General features: G+C 62.4%; 15 protein-coding genes. 3 read left to right on the plus strand and 12 right to left on the minus strand.

Annotated elements, in window-relative coordinates; genetic code table 11:
• Window positions 1-5 precede the first annotated feature (5 nt).
• Entirely contained in the window at window positions 6-1,223 is a 1,218-nt protein-coding gene (gene fabB, locus ACIP21_RS25250) for a beta-ketoacyl-ACP synthase I (protein WP_400693582.1), read from the plus strand.
• A gap of 170 nt (window positions 1,224-1,393) precedes the next feature.
• Here fabB and ACIP21_RS25255 read toward each other — a convergent pair whose 3' ends face one another.
• Complete coding sequence (locus ACIP21_RS25255; RefSeq protein ID WP_400693584.1) at window positions 1,394-2,398, minus strand: amidohydrolase family protein; 1,005 nt, start codon at window positions 2,396-2,398, stop codon at window positions 1,394-1,396.
• A 116-nt stretch (window positions 2,399-2,514) separates the two neighbouring features.
• Here ACIP21_RS25255 and ACIP21_RS25260 point away from each other — a divergent pair, with 116 nt between their 5' ends.
• Entirely contained in the window at window positions 2,515-3,378 is an 864-nt protein-coding gene (locus ACIP21_RS25260) for a pirin family protein (protein WP_400693587.1), read from the plus strand.
• Window positions 3,379-3,510: 132 nt separating this feature from the next.
• Here the strand turns inward: ACIP21_RS25260 and ACIP21_RS25265 are convergent, their stop codons facing one another.
• From ACIP21_RS25265 to ACIP21_RS25280, 4 genes are all read right to left on the minus strand, one after another.
• Window positions 3,511-4,236: a dienelactone hydrolase family protein gene (locus ACIP21_RS25265; protein WP_400693590.1), complete on the minus strand. Its 726-nt coding sequence runs from the start codon at window positions 4,234-4,236 to the stop codon at window positions 3,511-3,513.
• Window positions 4,237-4,315: 79 nt separating this feature from the next.
• Window positions 4,316-6,220 carry a molecular chaperone HtpG gene (gene htpG / locus ACIP21_RS25270; protein WP_400693593.1) on the minus strand — a complete coding sequence of 635 codons (1,905 nt, stop codon included), beginning with the start codon at window positions 6,218-6,220 and terminating at the stop codon, window positions 4,316-4,318.
• Window positions 6,221-6,287: 67 nt separating this feature from the next.
• Window positions 6,288-6,770 carry a PaaI family thioesterase gene (locus ACIP21_RS25275; protein WP_400693596.1) on the minus strand — a complete coding sequence of 161 codons (483 nt, stop codon included), beginning with the start codon at window positions 6,768-6,770 and terminating at the stop codon, window positions 6,288-6,290.
• Window positions 6,767-7,243 (minus strand): PaaI family thioesterase, encoded by a 477-nt coding sequence (locus ACIP21_RS25280; RefSeq protein WP_400693598.1) that lies wholly within the window; start codon window positions 7,241-7,243, stop codon window positions 6,767-6,769. Before ACIP21_RS25280 ends, ACIP21_RS25275 begins: the two co-directional genes overlap by 4 nt.
• Before the next feature lie 155 nt (window positions 7,244-7,398).
• On the opposite strand from ACIP21_RS25280, the gene ACIP21_RS25285 reads away from it, so the two are divergent.
• Window positions 7,399-7,671, plus strand: a complete 273-nt coding sequence (locus ACIP21_RS25285) for a hypothetical protein (protein ID WP_400693600.1) — start codon at window positions 7,399-7,401, stop codon at window positions 7,669-7,671.
• A gap of 68 nt (window positions 7,672-7,739) precedes the next feature.
• On the opposite strand, the gene ACIP21_RS25290 is transcribed toward ACIP21_RS25285, so the two are convergent.
• The 7 genes from ACIP21_RS25290 to ACIP21_RS25320 all read right to left on the minus strand — a co-directional run bounded on the left by ACIP21_RS25290 (window position 7,740) and on the right by ACIP21_RS25320 (window position 18,451).
• Complete coding sequence (locus tag ACIP21_RS25290; protein WP_400693603.1) at window positions 7,740-8,489, minus strand: DUF599 domain-containing protein; 750 nt, start codon at window positions 8,487-8,489, stop codon at window positions 7,740-7,742.
• A gap of 316 nt (window positions 8,490-8,805) precedes the next feature.
• The gene (gene brnQ / locus ACIP21_RS25295) at window positions 8,806-10,119 is read right to left on the minus strand and encodes a branched-chain amino acid transport system II carrier protein (protein ID WP_400693606.1); all 1,314 of its coding nucleotides are present in this window, start codon (window positions 10,117-10,119) and stop codon (window positions 8,806-8,808) included.
• Window positions 10,120-10,600: 481 nt separating this feature from the next.
• Entirely contained in the window at window positions 10,601-11,485 is an 885-nt protein-coding gene (gene sucD, locus ACIP21_RS25300) for a succinate--CoA ligase subunit alpha (RefSeq protein ID WP_016393102.1), read from the minus strand.
• A complete protein-coding gene (sucC, locus tag ACIP21_RS25305; protein ID WP_023629628.1) occupies window positions 11,485-12,651 on the minus strand; it encodes an ADP-forming succinate--CoA ligase subunit beta in 1,167 nt (388 codons plus the stop codon). The genes sucD and sucC overlap by 1 nt, the downstream gene beginning before the upstream one ends.
• A 172-nt stretch (window positions 12,652-12,823) precedes the next feature.
• Window positions 12,824-14,260 carry a dihydrolipoyl dehydrogenase gene (gene lpdA, locus ACIP21_RS25310; RefSeq protein WP_400693609.1) on the minus strand — a complete coding sequence of 479 codons (1,437 nt, stop codon included), beginning with the start codon at window positions 14,258-14,260 and terminating at the stop codon, window positions 12,824-12,826.
• A gap of 93 nt (window positions 14,261-14,353) precedes the next feature.
• On the minus strand, window positions 14,354-15,577 hold the full coding sequence (odhB, locus tag ACIP21_RS25315; protein ID WP_400693612.1) for a 2-oxoglutarate dehydrogenase complex dihydrolipoyllysine-residue succinyltransferase: 1,224 nt from the start codon (window positions 15,575-15,577) through the stop codon (window positions 14,354-14,356).
• Between the two features lie 42 nt (window positions 15,578-15,619).
• Window positions 15,620-18,451 carry a 2-oxoglutarate dehydrogenase E1 component gene (locus ACIP21_RS25320; protein WP_400693615.1) on the minus strand — a complete coding sequence of 944 codons (2,832 nt, stop codon included), beginning with the start codon at window positions 18,449-18,451 and terminating at the stop codon, window positions 15,620-15,622.
• Window positions 18,452-18,508: the final 57 nt, after the last annotated feature.

Genomic DNA, 18,508 nt, shown 5'->3' on the forward strand with positions numbered 1-18,508 from the left:
TTCGCATGCGCCGCGTCGTTATCACTGGTCTGGGCATCGTATCGTGCCTGGGCAATGACAAAGCTACTGTCACCGAAAACCTGCGCAACAGCCGTCCGGGTATCCGCTACAACCCGGAATACAAGGAAATGGGGCTGCGTAGCCAGGTTTCCGGGTCCATCGACCTCAACCTCGAAGAACTGATCGACCGCAAGGTCTACCGCTTCGTCGGCCACGCCGCTGCCTACGCCTACCTGGCGATGCAGGACGCGATCAAGGACGCCGGCCTGAGCGAAGAGCAGGTTTCCAACCCGCGTACCGGCCTGGTTGCCGGCTCCGGCGGCGCCTCGACCCTGAACCAGATGGAAGCGCTGGACACCCTGCGCGAGAAGGGCGTCAAGCGCGTCGGCCCGTACCGCGTCACCCGCACCATGGGCAGCACCGTGTCGGCCTGCCTGGCCACGCCGTTCAAGATCAAGGGCATCAACTACTCGATCTCCTCGGCCTGCGCCACCTCCGCACACTGCATCGGCACCGCCCTGGAGCAGATCCAGTGGGGCAAGCAGGACATCGTCTTCGCCGGTGGCGGTGAAGAAGAGCACTGGAGCCAGTCGTTCCTGTTCGATGCCATGGGCGCCCTGTCGACCAAGCGCAACGAAACCCCGGAACTGGCTTCGCGCGCCTACGACGCCGACCGTGATGGCTTCGTCATCGCTGGCGGCGGCGGCATGGTGGTGGTCGAGGAGCTGGAGCACGCTCTGGCCCGTGGCGCGAAGATCTATGCCGAAATCGTCGGCTACGGCGCGACCTCCGACGGCTACGACATGGTCGCCCCGAGCGGCGAAGGCGCCATCCGCTGCATGCAGCAGGCGCTGTCCACCGTCGACACCCCGATCGACTACCTGAACACCCACGGTACCTCGACTCCGGTCGGTGACGTTGCGGAAATGAAAGGTGTGCGTGAAGTGTTCGGCGCCAACGCACCGAAGATCAGCTCGACCAAGAGCCTGTCCGGCCACTCGCTGGGCGCCGCGGGCGTGCACGAGGCGATCTACTGCCTGCTGATGATGGAAAACGACTTCATCGCCGGCTCCGCCAACATCGACGAACTGGACCCTGAAGTGGCCGACCTGCCGATCGTGCGCAAGACCGAAGACGCCAAGCTCACCACTGTGATGAGCAACAGCTTCGGCTTCGGCGGCACCAACGCCACCCTGGTGCTCAAGCGCTGGGAAGGCAAGTAAGACGCTGCTGCGGTAGATGAAAACGCCCCGACTGGTTCGGGGCGTTTTCTTTTGTGCCTGCCTGTGCCGGCCTCTTCGCGGGTAAACCCGCTCCCACAGGGATATCATTGCCCTCAGGCCCTGTGCTATTCCTGTGGGAGCGGGTTTACCCGCGAAGAGGCCGGCACAGGTCAACGCGGCTTGGGCAAGACGGCCAGGAAGTTATCCCGGGCTACCTTGTTGGCAACATCTTCCGGCAAGGCATCCAGAAACGGCCTGAAACCGTGCATCTGCTCGCCCACACTGCCAAACCGCCCCACCACATCCGACCCCAGCATGAACCGCTCCGGGAAGCGCTCGACCAGCGCCAGCCATTCCTGGCGCGGCACGCCCTGCTCATCCAGCAAATATGGCTGCAGCACGCTCCACGACAGATCCACATACAAGTTCGGGTAATCCGCCAGCAACCGCGTCAGCACCGGCAGGAGAAAATCCATCTGCGTCTGGTGCCGGTGGATCTCCATGCTGCTCCCGGCATGCGCCCAGATGAAGCGGGTATGCGGGTGATTGCGCAAAGGCTCCTCGATCTCCGCCAGGTACAGCGGATTGCGTTCGCGCTTGGAGGTGATGTTGGAATGCACCAGCACCGGCATGTCGCGCTCGGCGGCCAGGTGATAGATGCGGGTCATGGCCTCGTTGTTGGCCCGTGGCGTGTCACCACTGGTCAGTGCGGTCAGGTCGTCATGGCGGGTGAACACTTCACCGATGCCCTGCCACAGGCCCGGGTTGAGTTCGAGCATGCGCTCGATATGGCTGACGGCATTCTTGTCCACCGGGTTGAAACCAGTCAGAAACGGATGGAAACGCTTTTTCTGATCGGCAGGCAGCTTTTCCAGCGCCGCCGCCACATAGGTATCCGTGGCGCTGTACCAGTAGGCATCGGCATCGTCGCCGGCATAGTAGCGTGGGCGCTTGGGCTCGTCTTCGTGCCATTTCTTGGCCACGGGGATGCCCGAGATCATCGAGTGCTCCACACCGGCCTCGTCCATGGCCTTGAGCAGCGCCGGCATGCCTTCGGTTTCCTGGAAGAAGTCCAGGTAATGCAGGTGGGCGTCACTGAAGCGGTAGTCACGGGCCTCTGCCATCGGGCATAGCCAGGCGGACAACAACATGCAGGCCAGCGCTCTGGCGATCATGGGCAGTTTCCTGTCGGTAGCCTCAGCAGGGTAGACCGGCACCCACCCGCAACGGTTCAGCAATGCGCGGCAAAACGCTATGCTGGGCGCATCTGCCACCCTTGCTGGAGCCTCCCATGAGCAGCCCCCTGGTCATCCGCCCACGCGCCGAATCGGTCGAGGGCCAGCCGATCCTGCGGCCACTGCCCTCGGCCCAGTGTCGCAGCGTCGGGCCGTTCGTGTTCTTCGATCACATGCTCGAGACCGACTATGCGCCCGGGCATGGCATGGACATCCGCCAGCACCCGCATATCGGCCTGTCGACCCTGACCTATCTGTTCGAAGGGGCCATTCTGCACAAGGACAGCCTGGGCTCGGAACAGCATGTACTGCCAGGGGATGTGAGCTGGATGACTGCCGGCCACGGCGTGGCGCATGTCGAGCGCACCCCGGAGGATGCACTGGCCCATGGCTCGCGCCTGCATGGGCTGCAGGTGTGGCTGGCGTCGCCGCGCGAACATGAGCAGGGCGAGCCGAGCTACAGCCACCATCCGGCCGCCAGCTTGCCGGTCAGCGACAGCCTGGGGGTGCGGATCTGCATGATTGCCGGCAGCGGTTTCTGCCTGGAATCACCGGTGCCAGTCCTCTCCCCTACCCTCTATGCGAAGGTGCAGATGCAGCCGGCGACCACTCTGGTGGTGCCTGCCGAGCATGCGCAGCGGGCGCTGTACCTGCTCGATGGCGATTTGCTGATGGACGACGAGCAGGTCGAACCTTGCAGCCTGGTGGTGCTGCCGGAGGGTGAGGACGTGACATTGTATGCGGACGAGGAGTGCCAGCTGGTGCTGATTGGCGGGGCACCGCTGGATGGGCCGCGGCGGATGAACTGGAATTTCGTGGCCAGTGATGGGGAGTTGATCGAGCGGGCTCGGGCCAGGTGGGCTGCGGGGGATTGGCCGGTGGTGCCGGGGGAGACCTCCCGGATCGAGCTGCCCCGCTGATTTTGGGGCTGCTCTGCAGCCCATTCGCGGGTAAACCCGCTCCCACAGGGAACGCATCGCCGTCAAGGGTTGCACTGTACTTGTGGGAGCGGGTTTACCCGCGAATGGGCCGCACAGCGGCCCCCTGCGGCCTCAGCGTGGGAACACTTCGCTCAGCAGGTTGTGCATCGCGCGGAACGCTCGCTCCGAGGTGCGGCGGTCATACTGCATCTTGCCCGGCACATTGGCATGCGGGTCGGTGAACGAGTGCACCGCGCCGCCGTAGCTGACCAACTGCCAGTCGACCTTGGCGGCATTCATCTCGGCCTCGAACGCCGGCAGCTGCTCGCCTGGCACCAGCGGGTCGGAAGCCCCGTGCAGCACCAGCACCGAACCCTTGATGCGCTTGGCATCTTCCGGGGTTGGCGTATCCAGGTTGCCGTGGAACGACACCGCCGCCTTCAGGTCGGCACCCGCGCGCGCCAATTCCAGGGCACAGCAGCCACCGAAGCAGAAACCGAACGCCGCCACCTGGCCTGGCTCCAGCAGCGCCTTGGACTGCCCCAGCAACTGCGCCAGGGCTTCCTGCATGCGCTTGCGCAGCTCGCCACGGTCGTTCTTCAGCGGCATCATCGCCGCCCCTGCCTCGTCGGCATTGGACGGACGCACCGATTGCCCGTACAGGTCGGCAATCAGTACCACGTAGCCCTTCTCGGCCACTTCCTTGGCGATGCGCTCGGCGCCCTCGCCAATGCCCATCCAGTTCGGCGCCATCACCAGGGCCGGACGACCCAGCGCGCCCGGCTCATAGACCAGGCGGCTTTCATAGGTTTTGCCAGACAGGTGATAGACCAGCGATTCGACGATTACCTTGCTCATCAAGCACTCCTTAAGGCACTTTCATTAAACGATCCGCCATGAAAAAAGCCCGCCGAAGCGGGCTTTCATGTGCATCAACTCAAGCAGACAGCTCGACCAGCAGCTTGTTCAGGCGACGAACGTAGGCCGCCGGGTCCTTCAGGCTGTCACCGGCCGCAAGCGCGGCCTGGTCGAAGAGAATGTGCGACAGCTCGGCAAAGCGGTCTTCGCTCTGCTCGTTGTCGAGCTTCTCGATCAGCGGGTGGGTCGGGTTGAATTCGAAGATCGGCTTGGAATCCGGCACCTTCTGCCCGCTGGCTTCGAGGATCTGGCGCATCTGCAGGCCCAGGTCCTGCTCGCCGATGGCGAGGATCGCCGGCGAGTCGGTCAGGCGATGCGACACACGCACTTCGGCGACGCTGTCACCCAGGGCACCTTTGAGGCGCTCGACCAGGCCTTCCTTGTCCTTGGCGACTTCTTCCTGGGCCTTCTTGTCCTCTTCGGAGTCCAGCTTGCCCAGGTCCAGGTCGCCACGGGCGACGTCGACGAACTGCTTGCCATCGAATTCGCTGAGGTAGCTCATCAGCCACTCGTCGATGCGGTCGGTCAGCAGCAGGACCTCGATGCCTTTCTTGCGGAAGACTTCCAGGTGCGGGCTGTTCTTGACCTGCGCGTACGACTCGCCGGTGAGGTAGTAGATCTTGTCCTGGCCTTCTTTGGCGCGGGCCAGGTAGTCGGCCAGGGCGACGCTCTGCTCGCCGCTGTCGTCCTGGGTGGAAGCGAAGCGCAGGAGGCCTGCGATCTTCTCCTTGTTGGCGAAGTCTTCGGCCGGGCCTTCCTTCAGCACCTGGCCGAAGTTCTTCCAGAAGCCCTTGTACTGCTCGGGCTCGTTCTTCGCCAGCTTCTCCAGCATGTCCAGCACGCGCTTGGTCAGCGCGGTCTTCATCGAGTCGATGATCGGGTCTTTCTGCAGGATCTCGCGGGACACGTTCAGCGACAGGTCGTTGGAATCGACCACGCCCTTGATGAAACGCAGGTACAGCGGCAGGAACGACTCGGCCTGGTCCATGATGAACACGCGCTGCACGTACAGCTTCAGGCCGCGTGGTGCTTCGCGCTGGTACAGGTCGAACGGCGCGCGGGCCGGGACGTACAGCAGGGAGTTGTATTCGAGCTTGCCTTCGACCTTGTTGTGGCTCCAGGCCAGCGGGTTTTCGAAGTCATGGCCGATGTGCTTGTAGAACTCCTGGTATTCCTCGTCCTTCACTTCGGAACGGGAACGGGTCCACAGGGCACTGGCGCGGTTGACGGTTTCCCATTCCTGCGCAGGCGCCTGTTCGCCTTCGGCGGCCTCGGCCTCCTTGGGCAGCTCGATCGGCAAGGCGATGTGGTCGGAGTACTTCTTGACCACGTTGCGCAGGCGCCAGCCATCGGCGAACTCCTGCTCTTCCTTCTTCAGGTGCAGGACGATACGGGTACCGCGCGCTGGCTTGTCGAGGGTGGCGACCTCGAACTCGCCCTCGCCCTTCGACGACCAGTGCACGCCCTCGGCGGCCGGCTGGCCGGCGCGACGGCTGTAGACATCGACCTTGTCGGCGACGATGAAGGCCGAGTAGAAGCCCACGCCGAACTGACCGATCAGGTGCGAATCCTTCTTCTGGTCGCCGGTGAGGTTCTTCATGAAGTCGGCGGTGCCGGACTTGGCGATGGTGCCCAGGTGGGCGATCACGTCTTCGCGGCTCATGCCGATGCCGTTGTCCTCGAGGGTCACGGTGCCGGCGTCCTTGTCGAAGCTCAGGCGGATCTTCAGGTCGGCGTCATCCTCGAACAGTTCCGGCTTGGCCAGCGCCTCGAAACGCAGCTTGTCGGCAGCGTCGGAGGCGTTGGAAATCAGCTCGCGCAGGAAGATTTCCTTGTTCGAGTACAGCGAATGGATCATGAGGTGCAGCAGCTGCTTTACCTCGGTCTGGAAGCCCAGCGTTTCTTTTTGAGTCTCCACACTCATGGTCTTCAAAACTCCGATCTGATGGCAGTGGCGCCGGGCGGCCGGTATGGCCTGCGTTTGGCGGATGTCATTCAGATGGGGGCTGCCCGGACGATTTCAAGGGCTTTTCCGGTTCGATCTTGAAATGCGCGCGGGCGGTGGCGATCGGCGACTGGCGGTCGCCCTGCCAGGCGGTGATCGCGACGTTGGTCACCCGCCGGCCCTGGCGCCACAGCTGGCACTGGGCGTAGGTGTCGCGAAAGTGCCCGGCGCGCAGGTAATCGATGGAGAAATCGATGATTTTCGGGATGCTCGCGCTTTCGCTGTAGATCAGCAGGTACAGCGCCGCGGACAGCTCCATGAAACCGGCGATGACACCGCCGTGGATGGCCGGCAGCAACGGGTTGCCGATGTTGTCCGCATTGGCGGGCAGGCGAAACAGCAGGTCGTCGCCCTGGCGCTGGCACTCGATGCCGATCAGGCCGGCATACGGGATCAACGCCAGCAAGGGGCCGTAATCACCAACGGCGTGGGCGGCATTCAACTGCCGGCGAATGTCTTCAGGGATCATGCACCGCCCTCCTTCAGGCTGTTGCCGAAGCGGATGCCGCCCTTGATCTCCTGGCCCAGGCGCATGAAGGTGCCGACCACCTGGCAGATCGGCTGCTCGGGGTCGTCCTGGTAGGCGCTGCCACGGGTAAAGATCACATCGCGGGTTACCCGGTAACACTGGGCATGGCCATGGATGTCCTTGCCGGCTTGTGCCGGGTGCATGTAGTCGATGCGCAAGTCCAGGGTCGGGCACACCTCGAAACGCGGTAGCACGCACAGGGTGGCCATGCCGCAGGTGGTGTCCATCAGCGTGGTCAAGGCGCCGCCGTGTACGGCGCCGGTCTGCGGGTTGCCGACGATCGCGGGTGACCAGGGCAGTATCAGGGTCATGCCATCGGCATCGGCATGGGCCACACGCATCTGCAGCCGTTGACAGTGTTTGAGCGCCGAGAGAAATCGCTCGGCCATGGCCTGCAAGTTTGAATCGTTCATAGGCTGTTTCCGTGATGAGCGCCGCTGTGGCATAAAATCGCTGGAAAGTCTATCTGGCACACTGCGTTATATATCTTTCAAACACACGGAACTTATCCCCCGGGGCCGAACTCGAAGGAACAACTCAAGTTATTCCACCAAGGAGAAACACCCCCATGCGTAAACCTTTTGCTTTTGCTCTGATGCTGGCTGCTGCCATGGGCCTGGCTGCTTGCGATAAAGCGAGCGAAGACAAAGCCCAGGACGCACAAGAACACCGTGAACAAGCCCAGGAAAAGATGGGTGATGCTCAGGATAAGATGAACGACGCCGCCAAGGAAAACGCCGAAGCCGCCAAAGATCAGGCCGAAGCCGAGCAGAAAGCCGCTGAAGAAGCCGCCCCGGCTACTCCGGCGCCTGCCACCCCGGCTGAACCTGCCAAGCAGTAATAAGCCCACACAAAAAAACCCGACATCTGTCGGGTTTTTTTGTGCCTGGCATTTAACGATTAAACGTTTCAGTTAACCGTATTGGAACTTTCCTTGAGCCCTTCTGTCGGGGCACTTTCAGTCGGCGTGAATACCATCACGTCCAGCACATCGGAATGAAACTCGCGGCGATAAAGAATGAGCACCACACCGACACTTACGACCATGAACAACCAGGGGCTGATGAACCAGGTGAGCATGGCCATGCCGAAATAGTAAGAACGCAGGCCGAAGTTGAACTGGTTGGCCGCCAGCGACAACACCCGCGCCGCGCGCATGGCGAAGGCCTTGCGCTCCAGTTCGTTGACCAGCCGCTCGCCGATCATCGGCGCCGAGCCGAGCACCACGGCCGCAAAGTTGTATTGACGCATGCACCAGCTGAAGGTGAAGAAGGCATAGACGAACACCATGGCCAGGCACAGCAGCTTGATTTCCGACATGCCCTGGGAGGCCTGCTGTACCAGCGGCAGGTCAGCCAGCAGCGACAGGGCACGGTCCGAGGCGCCGAGCACGGTAAGGATGCCGGCGAGGATGATCAGGGTGCTGGAGGCGAAGAACGAGGCGTTGCGCTCGAGGTTGCCGATCACGCTGGCGTCGGCGATGCGGTTGTCGCGCAGCAGCATGCGGCGCATCCAGTCTTCCCGGTACAGGTGCAGCACGCTGGCCAGGCACGCGGTGTCGCGGCCCTTCCAGATGGCGTAACGGGTGTAGCCGCCCCAGCACAGCGCGAACCAGCAGGCGGCCAGGAGGTTGTGGAGGTTGCTTTGGATGAAGTTCATGCAGGGTTCCGGAGGGGCCAAGTGCACAAAGGGTAGAGTCCGGGATTCGACGTTGGCTAGCGGCAAAAGGCACACCCTGTGCGCGGAAATTTGCACTTGTGCTGAGGGCCTCTTCGCGGGTGAACCCGCTCCCACAGGGACCGTGCAAGCCTCACAGGCAGCACTGCACCTGTGGGAGCGGGTTCACCCGCGAAGAGGCCGGCACAGGTAACAAAAAGCCCCGCATCCTTGCGGATACGGGGCTTTCGAGTCTAGACCCTTGGAGAGCACCCTTCGGCTTGTGGCCGGTGCCGCCCTCGGGCTTCGACCTAGGCCATCAGGCCAGCGCCTCGCGCGGCTTGCCGAGCATGCGATCGCAGGCCACGGCTGCCACCAGCGTCACCACCGAAGGCACCAGCCAGGCCAGGCCCTGGTCGCTCAGCGGCAGGTGGGCCAGGACGTCCGGCAGGACATGGGCAATGTCGCTGCCCTTGATTGCATCGACCACGCCGAACACCAGCGACACCAGCATCACCGGCGCCAGGATGCGCGTCGGCGAGTTCCACAGGTCCTTCACGAAGCTCAGGCCGACCACCACGATGCAGGGTGGGTAGATGGCGGTGAGCACCGGGATCGAGAACATGATCAGCTTGGTCAGGCCGAGGTTGGAGATCAGCAGCGAGAAGCCGGCCAGGATCACCACCAGGGCGCGATACGACAGCGGCAGGATCTGGCTGAAGTACTCGGCGCAGGCGCAGGTCAGGCCGACCGCGGTCACCAGGCACGCCAGGGCGATCAGCACGGCGAGGAAGCCACTGCCCAGGGAGCCGAAGGTGTGCTGCACGTAGGCATGCAGGACGGCGGCACCGTTGGTGGCATCGGCGGCGATGTCGTGGCTGCCGGCACCGAGGCGGAACAGGCTGATGTAGACCAGGGCCAGGCCGACACCGGCGATCAGGCCGGCGATGATGGCGTAGCGGGTGATCAGTTTCGGCGACTCGACGCCGCGCGAGCGGATGGCGTTGACGATGACGATCCCGAACACCAGGGCACCCAGGGTGTCCATGGTCAGGTAGCCATCGGAGAAGCCCTTGGAGAACGCTGCGGCGGCATAGGCCGGCTGCGCTTCGCCAATGGTCCCGGCCGGCAGCGCGAAGGCAGCGATACCCAGCACCGCCAGGGCGATGATTTTCAACGGCGCGAGGAAGCGGCCGACGGTGTCGAGCAGCTTGCCCGGGTACATGGACACGGCCAGCACCACGGCGAAGTACACCAGGCTGTAGATGAACAGCGCAGTCGGGCTTTCACCAGTCAGCGGCGCGACGCCCACTTCGAACGACACGGTCGCGGTACGCGGGGTGGCGAACAGCGGGCCGACCGACAGGTAGCACACGGCCGCCAGCAGGCCACCGAAGAACTTGCCGATCGGGCTGCTCAGGGCATCCATGCCGCCACCGACCTTGGCCAGGGCGACCACGGTGATGACCGGCAGGCCAACCGCAGTGACCAGGAAGCCCAGGGCCGCCATCCATACGTGCGGGCCAGACTGCAGACCGACGATAGGCGGGAAGATGATGTTGCCGGCGCCTACGAAAAGCGCAAACGTCATAAAGCCAAGCGCCAGGATATCCTGGCCTTTCAGAACTTTCATTTAGGGTAGTACCACACTGCTGAAATCGGGATTCGAGAGGGGATTTCCCTTTGGATGAGGGGAAATGCTGCCCGGCTTGGTAGGCCAGACCCGTTTAGCGTGTCGTTCCCTTTTGGGGTACGGGCACAGAGTGAACGCGTAGATTAACCGTTTTACCCGGTAAACGCACTGATACAGTGCTGCTTGTCCGATGTGCGTACATGTTTGTCGTCTGCGTGACCGATGACTGTGGGAATTATCCTCGGATTGAAACAATCGTCTGCTTCAAAATTCCTATCTAACCCATCGAAAAATCCTCTTTGCAGGCCCGGCCTCTTCGCGGGTAAACCCGCTCCCACAGGAATAACCACCCGACCTGAAGGTGGTGATCCCTGTGGGAGCGGGTTTACCCGCGAAGAGGCCGGCACAGGCATACGCAACACCCAGAAACGACAAAGGCCACCCGAAGGTGGCCTCTGTGCGCGTGGGGGGTGTCGCTAAATTACTTCTTGGCTTCCCAGCCAGTCAGCTCGGCCAAGGCCTTGCCGATGTCAGCCAGGGAACGCACGGTTTTCACACCGGCGTCCTGCAGCGCAGCGAACTTCTCGTCCGCAGTTCCCTTGCCGCCGGAAATGATGGCGCCAGCGTGGCCCATGCGCTTGCCCGCAGGTGCGGTAACACCGGCGATGTAGGAAACCACTGGCTTGGTCACGTTGGCCTTGATGTAGGCCGCGGCTTCTTCTTCAGCCGAACCGCCGATCTCACCGATCATGACGATCGCTTCGGTCTTCGGGTCTTCCTGGAACAGCTTAAGGATGTCGATGAAGTTGGAGCCCGGGATCGGGTCACCGCCGATGCCGACGCAGGTCGACTGGCCGAAGCCGGCGTCGGTGGTCTGCTTCACAGCTTCGTAGGTCAGGGTGCCGGAACGCGAAACGATACCGACCTTGCCTGGCAGGTGGATGTGGCCTGGCATGATACCGATCTTGCACTCGCCCGGAGTGATCACGCCTGGGCAGTTAGGACCGATCAGGGTCACGCCCAGCTCGTCGCACTTGACCTTGGCATCCAGCATGTCCAGGGTAGGAATGCCTTCGGTGATGCAGACGATCAGCTTGATGCCGCCGAAGGCCGCTTCCAGGATCGAGTCCTTGCAGAAAGGAGCCGGAACGTAGATGACCGAAGCGTCAGCGCCGGTAGCTTCCACGGCTTCTTTCACAGTGTTGAACACTGGCAGGCCCAGGTGGGTGGTGCCACCTTTGCCTGGGGTCACGCCGCCAACCATCTTGGTGCCGTAGGCGATGGCTTGTTCGGAGTGGAAAGTACCCTGCGAGCCGGTGAAGCCCTGGCAGATGACTTTGGTATCTTTATTGATCAGGACGCTCATTACTTGCCCTCCGCAGCTTTGACAACTTGTTGAGCAGCGTCGGTCAGGCTGGTGGCCGCAATGATGTTCAAACCGCTTTCTGCCAGTACTTTAGCGCCCAGTTCGGCGTTGTTGCCTTCGAGGCGAACGACGACCGGAACTTTCACGCCGACTTCTTTCACTGCACCGATGATGCCTTCGGCAATCATGTCGCAGCGAACGATGCCGCCGAAGATGTTGACCAGAACGGCCGCGACATTGCTGTCGGACAGAATGATCTTGAACGCTTCGGTAACGCGCTCCTTGGTAGCACCGCCGCCCACGTCGAGGAAGTTGGCTGGCTTGCCGCCGTGCAGGTTGACGATGTCCATGGTACCCATGGCCAGGCCGGCACCGTTGACCATGCAGCCGATGTTGCCTTCGAGGGCAACGTAGTTCAGTTCGAACTTGGCGGCGTGGGCTTCACGGGCGTCGTCCTGGGACGGGTCGTGGAAGGTTTTCAGCTTCGGCTGACGGTACATGGCGTTGGCGTCGATGTTGATCTTGGCATCGAGGCAGTGCAGGTCGCCATCGGCCTTGATCACCAGCGGGTTCACTTCCAGCAGGGCCAGATCGTGATCCTTGAACAGCTTGGCCAGGCCTACGAAGATCTTGGCGAACTGTTGAACTTGCTTGCCTTCCAGGCCCAGCTGGAATGCCAGCTCGCGACCCTGGAACGGCTGAGCGCCAACCAGTGGGTCGATGGTAGCCTTGAGGATCTTCTCAGGAGTGTCGTGAGCGACTTTCTCGATGTCCACGCCACCTTCGGTGGAGGCCATGAACACGATACGGCGGCTCGAGCGGTCGACGACAGCGCCCAGGTACAGCTCTTTGGCGATGTCGGTGCAGGACTCGACCAGAATCTTGGAGACGGGTTGACCGTTGGCATCAGTCTGGTAGGTCACCAGATTCTTGCCCAACCACTGTGCAGCGAACGCCTTGGCGTCTTCCTTGCTGCGAACCAGCTTGACGCCGCCCGCTTTACCGCGACCACCTGCGTGAACCTGGGCTTTTACAACCCACTCGGAACCGCCGATCTTGTCGCAGGCTTCTGCTGCAGCTTCAGGGGTGTCGACTGCGAAACCCTTGGAAACTGGCAGGCCGTATTCAGCGAACAGCTGCTTACCCTGATACTCGTGAAGATTCATGCTTTTTACCGTCTTCGTTAGGTACTGCGCTTCGGCGCTGCGCCATTGCTGGCGCCGCACCACCTGTGACCATTGACCCCGGGTTTACCCGTGTAGTCCGGTCCGGCGAACGTTCCGCGGTGAGTCATGCACGCAAGACTCACGACGGGCAGCCCGCCGTGGTTTCTTATAATTAACGCTTCTTACGGTTGGCTACGTGAATGGCGCCGCCATTCACTGCCAGCGCTGCTTCATGCAGCGCTTCGGACAGGGTTGGATGGCTGAAGACCATCATGCCCAGATCCTCGGCACTGGTGCCGAATTCCATTGCGATTGCGCCCTGCTGTACCAGCTCGGCAGCGGACGGGCCAATCACGTGCACACCCAGGACGCGGTCGGTCTTGGCGTCGGCGATGACCTTGACGAAACCACCGGTGTCGTTGGCAGCCATCGCACGGCCGCTGGCCGCGAACGGGAAGGTGCCTACGTTAACCTCAACACCCTCGGCCTTCAAGGCTTGTTCGGTCTTGCCGACCCAGGCGATTTCCGGGTGGGTGTAGATGACCGAAGGGATCAGGTCGTAGTTCATCTGGGCCTTGTGGCCCTTGATGCGCTCGACGACCATGATGCCCTCTTCCGAGGCCTTGTGCGCCAGCATCATGCCGCGCACCACGTCACCAATGGCGAATACGCCTGGAACGCTGGTGGCGCAGTGATCGTCGACGAAGATGTAGCCACGCTCGTCGATGGTCACGCCGCTGTCCGAAGCCAGCAGCTCGGTGGTCACCGGGCGACGGCCGACCGCGACGATCAGCTTGTCGAAGGTGATCTTCTGCTCGCCTTCGGCGTTGGTGTAGGTCACTTCGACTTCGTTGCCGTTGACTTTCGAGCCGGTGACGCGCGCGCCCAGCTTGATGTCCAGGCCTTGCTTGGTCAGGGTCTTCTGGGCTTCTTTCGACACGGCGGTGTCGGCAGCCATCAGGAAGGTGTCCAGGGCTTCCAGGACGGTGACTTCGGCACCCAGGCGAGCCCATACCGAGCCCAGCTCCAGGCCGATCACGCCAGCACCGATCACGCCCAGGCGCTTCGGTACGGCCTGGAATTCCAGGGCGCCGGTGGAGTCGACGATGACGTTCTGGTCGACCGGAGCCGGCGGAATGTCGATCGGGCGCGAGCCGGAAGCCAGGATCACGTTTTCCGCTTCGATGACTTCGGTGGTGCCGTCAGGCTTGGTGACTTCGACCTTCTTGCCGGCCAGCAGCTTGCCGTGGCCCTGGATCGAGGTGACGCCATTGGCCTTGAACAGGGTGGCAACGCCACCGGTCAGGTTCTTGACGATGCCGGCCTTGCGGCCAACCATCGCAGCCACGTCCATCTTCACTTCGCCAGTGGAGATACCGTGGACGTTGAAGCTCTCTTTGGCTTCCTTGTATTTCCAGGAGCTGTCCAGCAGCGCCTTGGAAGGAATGCAGCCTACGTTCAGGCAGGTGCCGCCCAGGGCCAGCTTGCCCTCGGCGTCGGTGTACTTCTCGATACAGGCAGTCTTCAGACCAAGTTGTGCGGCCTTGATGGCAGCAACATAGCCGCCAGGACCTGCACCAATCACCACTACATCGAATTTCTGGGTCATAAAAGATTCCTTATCAGCTACAAGCTACAAGCCGCGAACCGCGCGGCATGGCTTCTCGCGAAGCCAGGCCCGGCACGGTACGCAGCCAGAGGGTTAGATGTCCAGCAGCAGGCGAGACGGATCTTCCAGCAGGTTCTTGATGGTGACCAGGAAGGTTACCGCTTCCTTGCCATCGATCAGGCGGTGGTCGTAGGACAGCGCCAGGTACATCATCGGGCGGATCACGACCTGGCCATTGACGGCCATCGGACGCTGGATGATGTTGTGCATGCCGAGGATCGCAGCCTGCGGTGGGTTGACGATCGGGGTCGACATCATCGAACCGAAGGTACCACCGTTGGTGATGGTGAAGGTGCCGCCGGTCATTTCTTCGATCGACAGTTTGCCGTCACGAGCCTTCTTGCCGAAGGTGGCGATGCCGTTCTCGATCTCAGCCAGGCTCATCGATTCGGCGTTACGCAGTACCGGTACCACCAGGCCACGGTCGCTGGAAACCGCAACACCGACGTCGGCGAAGCCGTGGTAGACGATGTCGTTGCCGTCGATCGAGGCGTTGACCGCCGGGAAGCGCTTCAGGGCTTCGGTGGCGGCCTTGACGAAGAACGACATGAAGCCCAGGCGCACGCCGTTGTGGGTCTTCTCGAACAGGTCCTTGTACTTCGAACGCAGGGCCATGACTTCGGTCATGTCGACTTCGTTGAAGGTGGTCAGCATCGCCATGTTGGACTGGGCTTCGACCAGACGCTCGGCGATCTTGGCGCGCAGGCGGGTCATCGGCACGCGCTTCTCGGTGCGGTCGCCAGCGGCGACGACAACCGGGGCAGCGGCAGCAGCGGCGGCGGCAGGCTTGGCAGCCGGAGCCGGGGCCGACTTCTTGTTGGCGACGGCAGCGACGACGTCTTCCTTGGTGATGCGACCGCCTTTGCCGGTGCCGGCAACGGTGGCCAGGTCGATGCCGTTCTCTTCAGCCAGCTTGCGCGCGGCTGGAGCGGCGACCGGGTCGTCTTCGCCAGCGTCGGCGGCAGCGGCAGCCGGGGCAGCAGCGGCCGGAGCGGCAGCTGGTGCGGCGGCGGCAGCGCCACCTTCAACGATCGAACCCAGCACTTCGTCGGACAGGACGGTGTCGCCCTCGCCTTTCACGATCGCGCCCAGCACGCCGTCGGCAGTGGCCAGCACTTCCAGGACGACCTTGTCGGTCTCGATGTCGACGATCAGGTCGTCACGCTTGACGGCTTCGCCCGGCTGCTTGTGCCAGGTGGCAACGGTGCCGTCGGCAACCGATTCCGGGAAGGTTGGGGCTTTGATCTCGATAGCCATTATCTGTGTTTCCTTAAATTCGGTTTCAGGTGCGCGAAGGCGTTAGACAGTGAAGGCGTCTTGCAGCAGTTTTTCCTGCTGTTCGGCGTGCTTCGAAGCGTAACCACAGGCTGGCGCGGCGGAAGCGTCGCGGCCGGCGTATTCCAGGACCAGTGCCTTGTTGTGGCGGCCCAGGATACGGCGCATGTGGTGCTGACTGCTGTACCAGGCGCCCTGGTTCATCGGTTCTTCCTGACACCAGACGGCGTGCTTGAGGTTGCTGTATTGCGCCAGGATTTCGACCAGGTCGTCTTCCGGGAACGGGTACAGCTGCTCCAGACGCAGGATCGCGATGTCTTCGCGGCCTTCGGCACGGCGTTTTTCCAGCAGGTCGTAGTAGACCTTGCCGCTGCACAGGACCAGGCGTTCGACCTTGGCCGGATCGATCGCGTCGATTTCCGGGATCACGGTCTGGAACGAGCCTTCTGCCAGGTCTTCCAGGGTCGAGATGGCCAGCTTGTGGCGCAGCAGCGACTTCGGCGTCAGGACCACCAGCGGCTTGCGCAGCGGGCGAATGACCTGGCGACGCAGCAGGTGGTAGATCTGTGCCGGGGTGGTCGGTACGCAGACCTGGATGTTGTGCTCGGCGCACAGCTGCAGGTAACGCTCCAGGCGCGCGGAGGAGTGCTCCGGGCCCTGCCCTTCATAGCCGTGTGGCAGCAGCATGGTCAGACCGCACAGGCGGCCCCACTTGTGCTCGCCGCTGGTGATGAACTGGTCGATCACCACTTGCGCACCGTTGGCGAAGTCGCCGAACTGGGCTTCCCAGATCACCAGCGCGTTTGGCGTGGTGGTCGAGTAGCCGTATTCGAACGCCAGCACGGCTTCTTCCGAGAGGAAGGAATCGTACAGGTCGAAACGCGGCTGGCCCGGGAACAGGTTCTTCAGCGGTACGTAGGTGCTGGCGTCCTTCTGGTTGTGCAGCACCGCGTGACGGTGCGAGAAGGTGCCACGGCCGATGTCCTGGCCGGTCATGCGGATCGGGTGACCTTCGAACTGCAGGGTGGCGTAGGCCATGGTCTCTGCATAACCCCAGTTGATCGGCAAGCCACCGGCCTGCATCTTCTGGCGGTCTTCGTAGATCTTCGCGACCTGACGCTGTACGACGAAGCCTTCCGGCAGCTCCAGCAGCTTGGCCGACAGGTCCTGCAGGGTCTTGAGGTCGAAGCGGGTGTCGTGACGCGCAGTCCAGGCATGGCCCAGGTATGGACGCCAGTCGACGAACAGCTCGCGGTTCGGCTCCTTGACCAGGCTCTTGACCACGTGCAGGCCGTTGTCCAGGGCGTTGCGGTACTCGTCGATCTTGGCCTGAGCGCGCTCGGCGTCGATGCGACCGGCCTGGATCAGGGACTCGGCGTACAGTTCACGGGTGGTGCGCTGCTTGGTGATCTGCTGGTACATCAGCGGCTGGGTGCCGTTCGGCTCGTCGGCCTCGTTGTGGCCGCGACGACGGTAGCAGACCAGGTCGATGACGATGTCACGCTTGAACTGCATGCGGTAGTCGACCGCCAGCTGGGTCACGAACAGCACGGCTTCCGGATCGTCACCGTTCACGTGCAGGATCGGCGCCTGGATCATCTTGGCGACGTCGGTGGCGTACTCGGTGGAGCGCGAGTCCAGCGGGTTGCTGATGGTGAAACCGACCTGGTTGTTGATCACGATGTGCACGGTACCGCCGGTCTTGAAACCGCGGGTCTGCGACATCTGGAAGGTTTCCATGACCACGCCCTGGCCGGCGAACGCAGCGTCACCGTGGATCGAGATCGGCAGTACCTTGTCGCCAACGGTGTCGTTGCGACGGTCCTGACGGGCGCGAACCGAACCTTCCACCACCGGCGAGACGATTTCCAGGTGGGATGGGTTGAACGCCATGGCCAGGTGGACTTCGCCACCGGAGGTCATCACGTTGGAGGAGAAGCCCTGGTGATACTTGACGTCACCGGAGCCCAGCTCGTTCATCTTCTTGCCTTCGAACTCGTCGAACAGCTCGCGCGGGCTCTTGCCGAAGGTGTTGACGAGCACGTTCAGGCGGCCACGGTGGGCCATGCCGATCACGACTTCCTTGGTGCCGTAGGAGCCGGAGCGCTGGATCATTTCGTCCAGCATCGGGATCAGGCTTTCGCCACCCTCCAGGCCGAAACGCTTGGTGCCCGGGTACTTGGTCCCCAGGTACTTCTCCAGGCCTTCACCGGCGGTCACGCGCTCGAGCAGGTGGGTCTGCACGTCGGCGGAGAATTCCGGACGGCCACGCACGCTTTCCAGACGCTGCTGGAACCAGCTGCGCTGCTCGGAATCGACGATGTGGGTGAACTCGGCGCCAATGGTGCGACAATATGTCTTCTGGAGTGCTTCTACGATCTCGCGTAGGCTCGCCTCCTCTTTGCCGATGAACAGGTCGCCGGCACGGAAGGTCGTATCAAGATCGGCATTGGTCAAGCCGTAGTGATTGATCGACAGGTCTACGGGCGCAGGGCGCTGCCACAACCCCAAGGGGTCGAGCTTGGCAGCCTGATGGCCGCGCATACGATAGGCCTGGATCAGTCGCAGAACTTCAACCTGCTTCTTCTCGTGTTCTGTGCTCACGCTCCCGGCGGAAACCGGTTGGGCGCGGCGCTGGTTCTTTGCCAGCAGTACGAAATGATCGCGGATCGTCGAGTGCGAAACGTCGGTAGCGGTGCTGCCGTCGGCGGGCAACTTCTGGAAGTAGGTGCGCCACTCTTCTGGCACAGCGTTAGGGTCGTGCAGGTAGAGCTCGTAGAGCTCTTCCACATATGCAGCGTTACCACCTGAAAGGTGGGCGCTATCCCACATGCGCTGCATCACGCTTTCTTGCATGCTTGGTCACCCTCGGTTAGGGGACTGATCGGCGAGAGCCACAGCAAACCTGGAAAA

Source organism: Pseudomonas sp. NPDC089401, from assembly GCF_044749485.1.
Lineage (GTDB): Bacteria > Pseudomonadota > Gammaproteobacteria > Pseudomonadales > Pseudomonadaceae > Aquipseudomonas.

What these genes read in the sequence shown, in the direction of transcription:
- ACIP21_RS25265 (WP_400693590.1), bottom strand. Translation starts at nt 4,236, where the DNA reads ATGAGCAAGGTAATCGTCGAATCGCTGGTCTATCACCTGTCTGGCAAA.
- sucC (WP_023629628.1), bottom strand. Translation starts at nt 12,651, where the DNA reads ATGAATCTTCACGAGTATCAGGGTAAGCAGCTGTTCGCTGAATACGGC.
- ACIP21_RS25290 (WP_400693603.1), bottom strand. Translation starts at nt 8,489, where the DNA reads ATGAACTTCATCCAAAGCAACCTCCACAACCTCCTGGCCGCCTGCTGG.
- ACIP21_RS25255 (WP_400693584.1), bottom strand. Translation starts at nt 2,398, where the DNA reads ATGATCGCCAGAGCGCTGGCCTGCATGTTGTTGTCCGCCTGGCTATGC.
- sucD (WP_016393102.1), bottom strand. Translation starts at nt 11,485, where the DNA reads ATGAGCGTCCTGATCAATAAAGATACCAAAGTCATCTGCCAGGGCTTC.
- brnQ (WP_400693606.1), bottom strand. Translation starts at nt 10,119, where the DNA reads ATGAAAGTTCTGAAAGGCCAGGATATCCTGGCGCTTGGCTTTATGACG.
- ACIP21_RS25260 (WP_400693587.1), top strand. Translation starts at nt 2,515, where the DNA reads ATGAGCAGCCCCCTGGTCATCCGCCCACGCGCCGAATCGGTCGAGGGC.
- ACIP21_RS25275 (WP_400693596.1), bottom strand. Translation starts at nt 6,770, where the DNA reads ATGATCCCTGAAGACATTCGCCGGCAGTTGAATGCCGCCCACGCCGTT.
- htpG (WP_400693593.1), bottom strand. Translation starts at nt 6,220, where the DNA reads ATGAGTGTGGAGACTCAAAAAGAAACGCTGGGCTTCCAGACCGAGGTA.
- ACIP21_RS25280 (WP_400693598.1), bottom strand. Translation starts at nt 7,243, where the DNA reads ATGAACGATTCAAACTTGCAGGCCATGGCCGAGCGATTTCTCTCGGCG.
- ACIP21_RS25285 (WP_400693600.1), top strand. Translation starts at nt 7,399, where the DNA reads ATGCGTAAACCTTTTGCTTTTGCTCTGATGCTGGCTGCTGCCATGGGC.
- fabB (WP_400693582.1), top strand. Translation starts at nt 6, where the DNA reads ATGCGCCGCGTCGTTATCACTGGTCTGGGCATCGTATCGTGCCTGGGC.
- odhB (WP_400693612.1), bottom strand. Translation starts at nt 15,577, where the DNA reads ATGGCTATCGAGATCAAAGCCCCAACCTTCCCGGAATCGGTTGCCGAC.
- lpdA (WP_400693609.1), bottom strand. Translation starts at nt 14,260, where the DNA reads ATGACCCAGAAATTCGATGTAGTGGTGATTGGTGCAGGTCCTGGCGGC.
- ACIP21_RS25320 (WP_400693615.1), bottom strand. Translation starts at nt 18,451, where the DNA reads ATGCAAGAAAGCGTGATGCAGCGCATGTGGGATAGCGCCCACCTTTCA.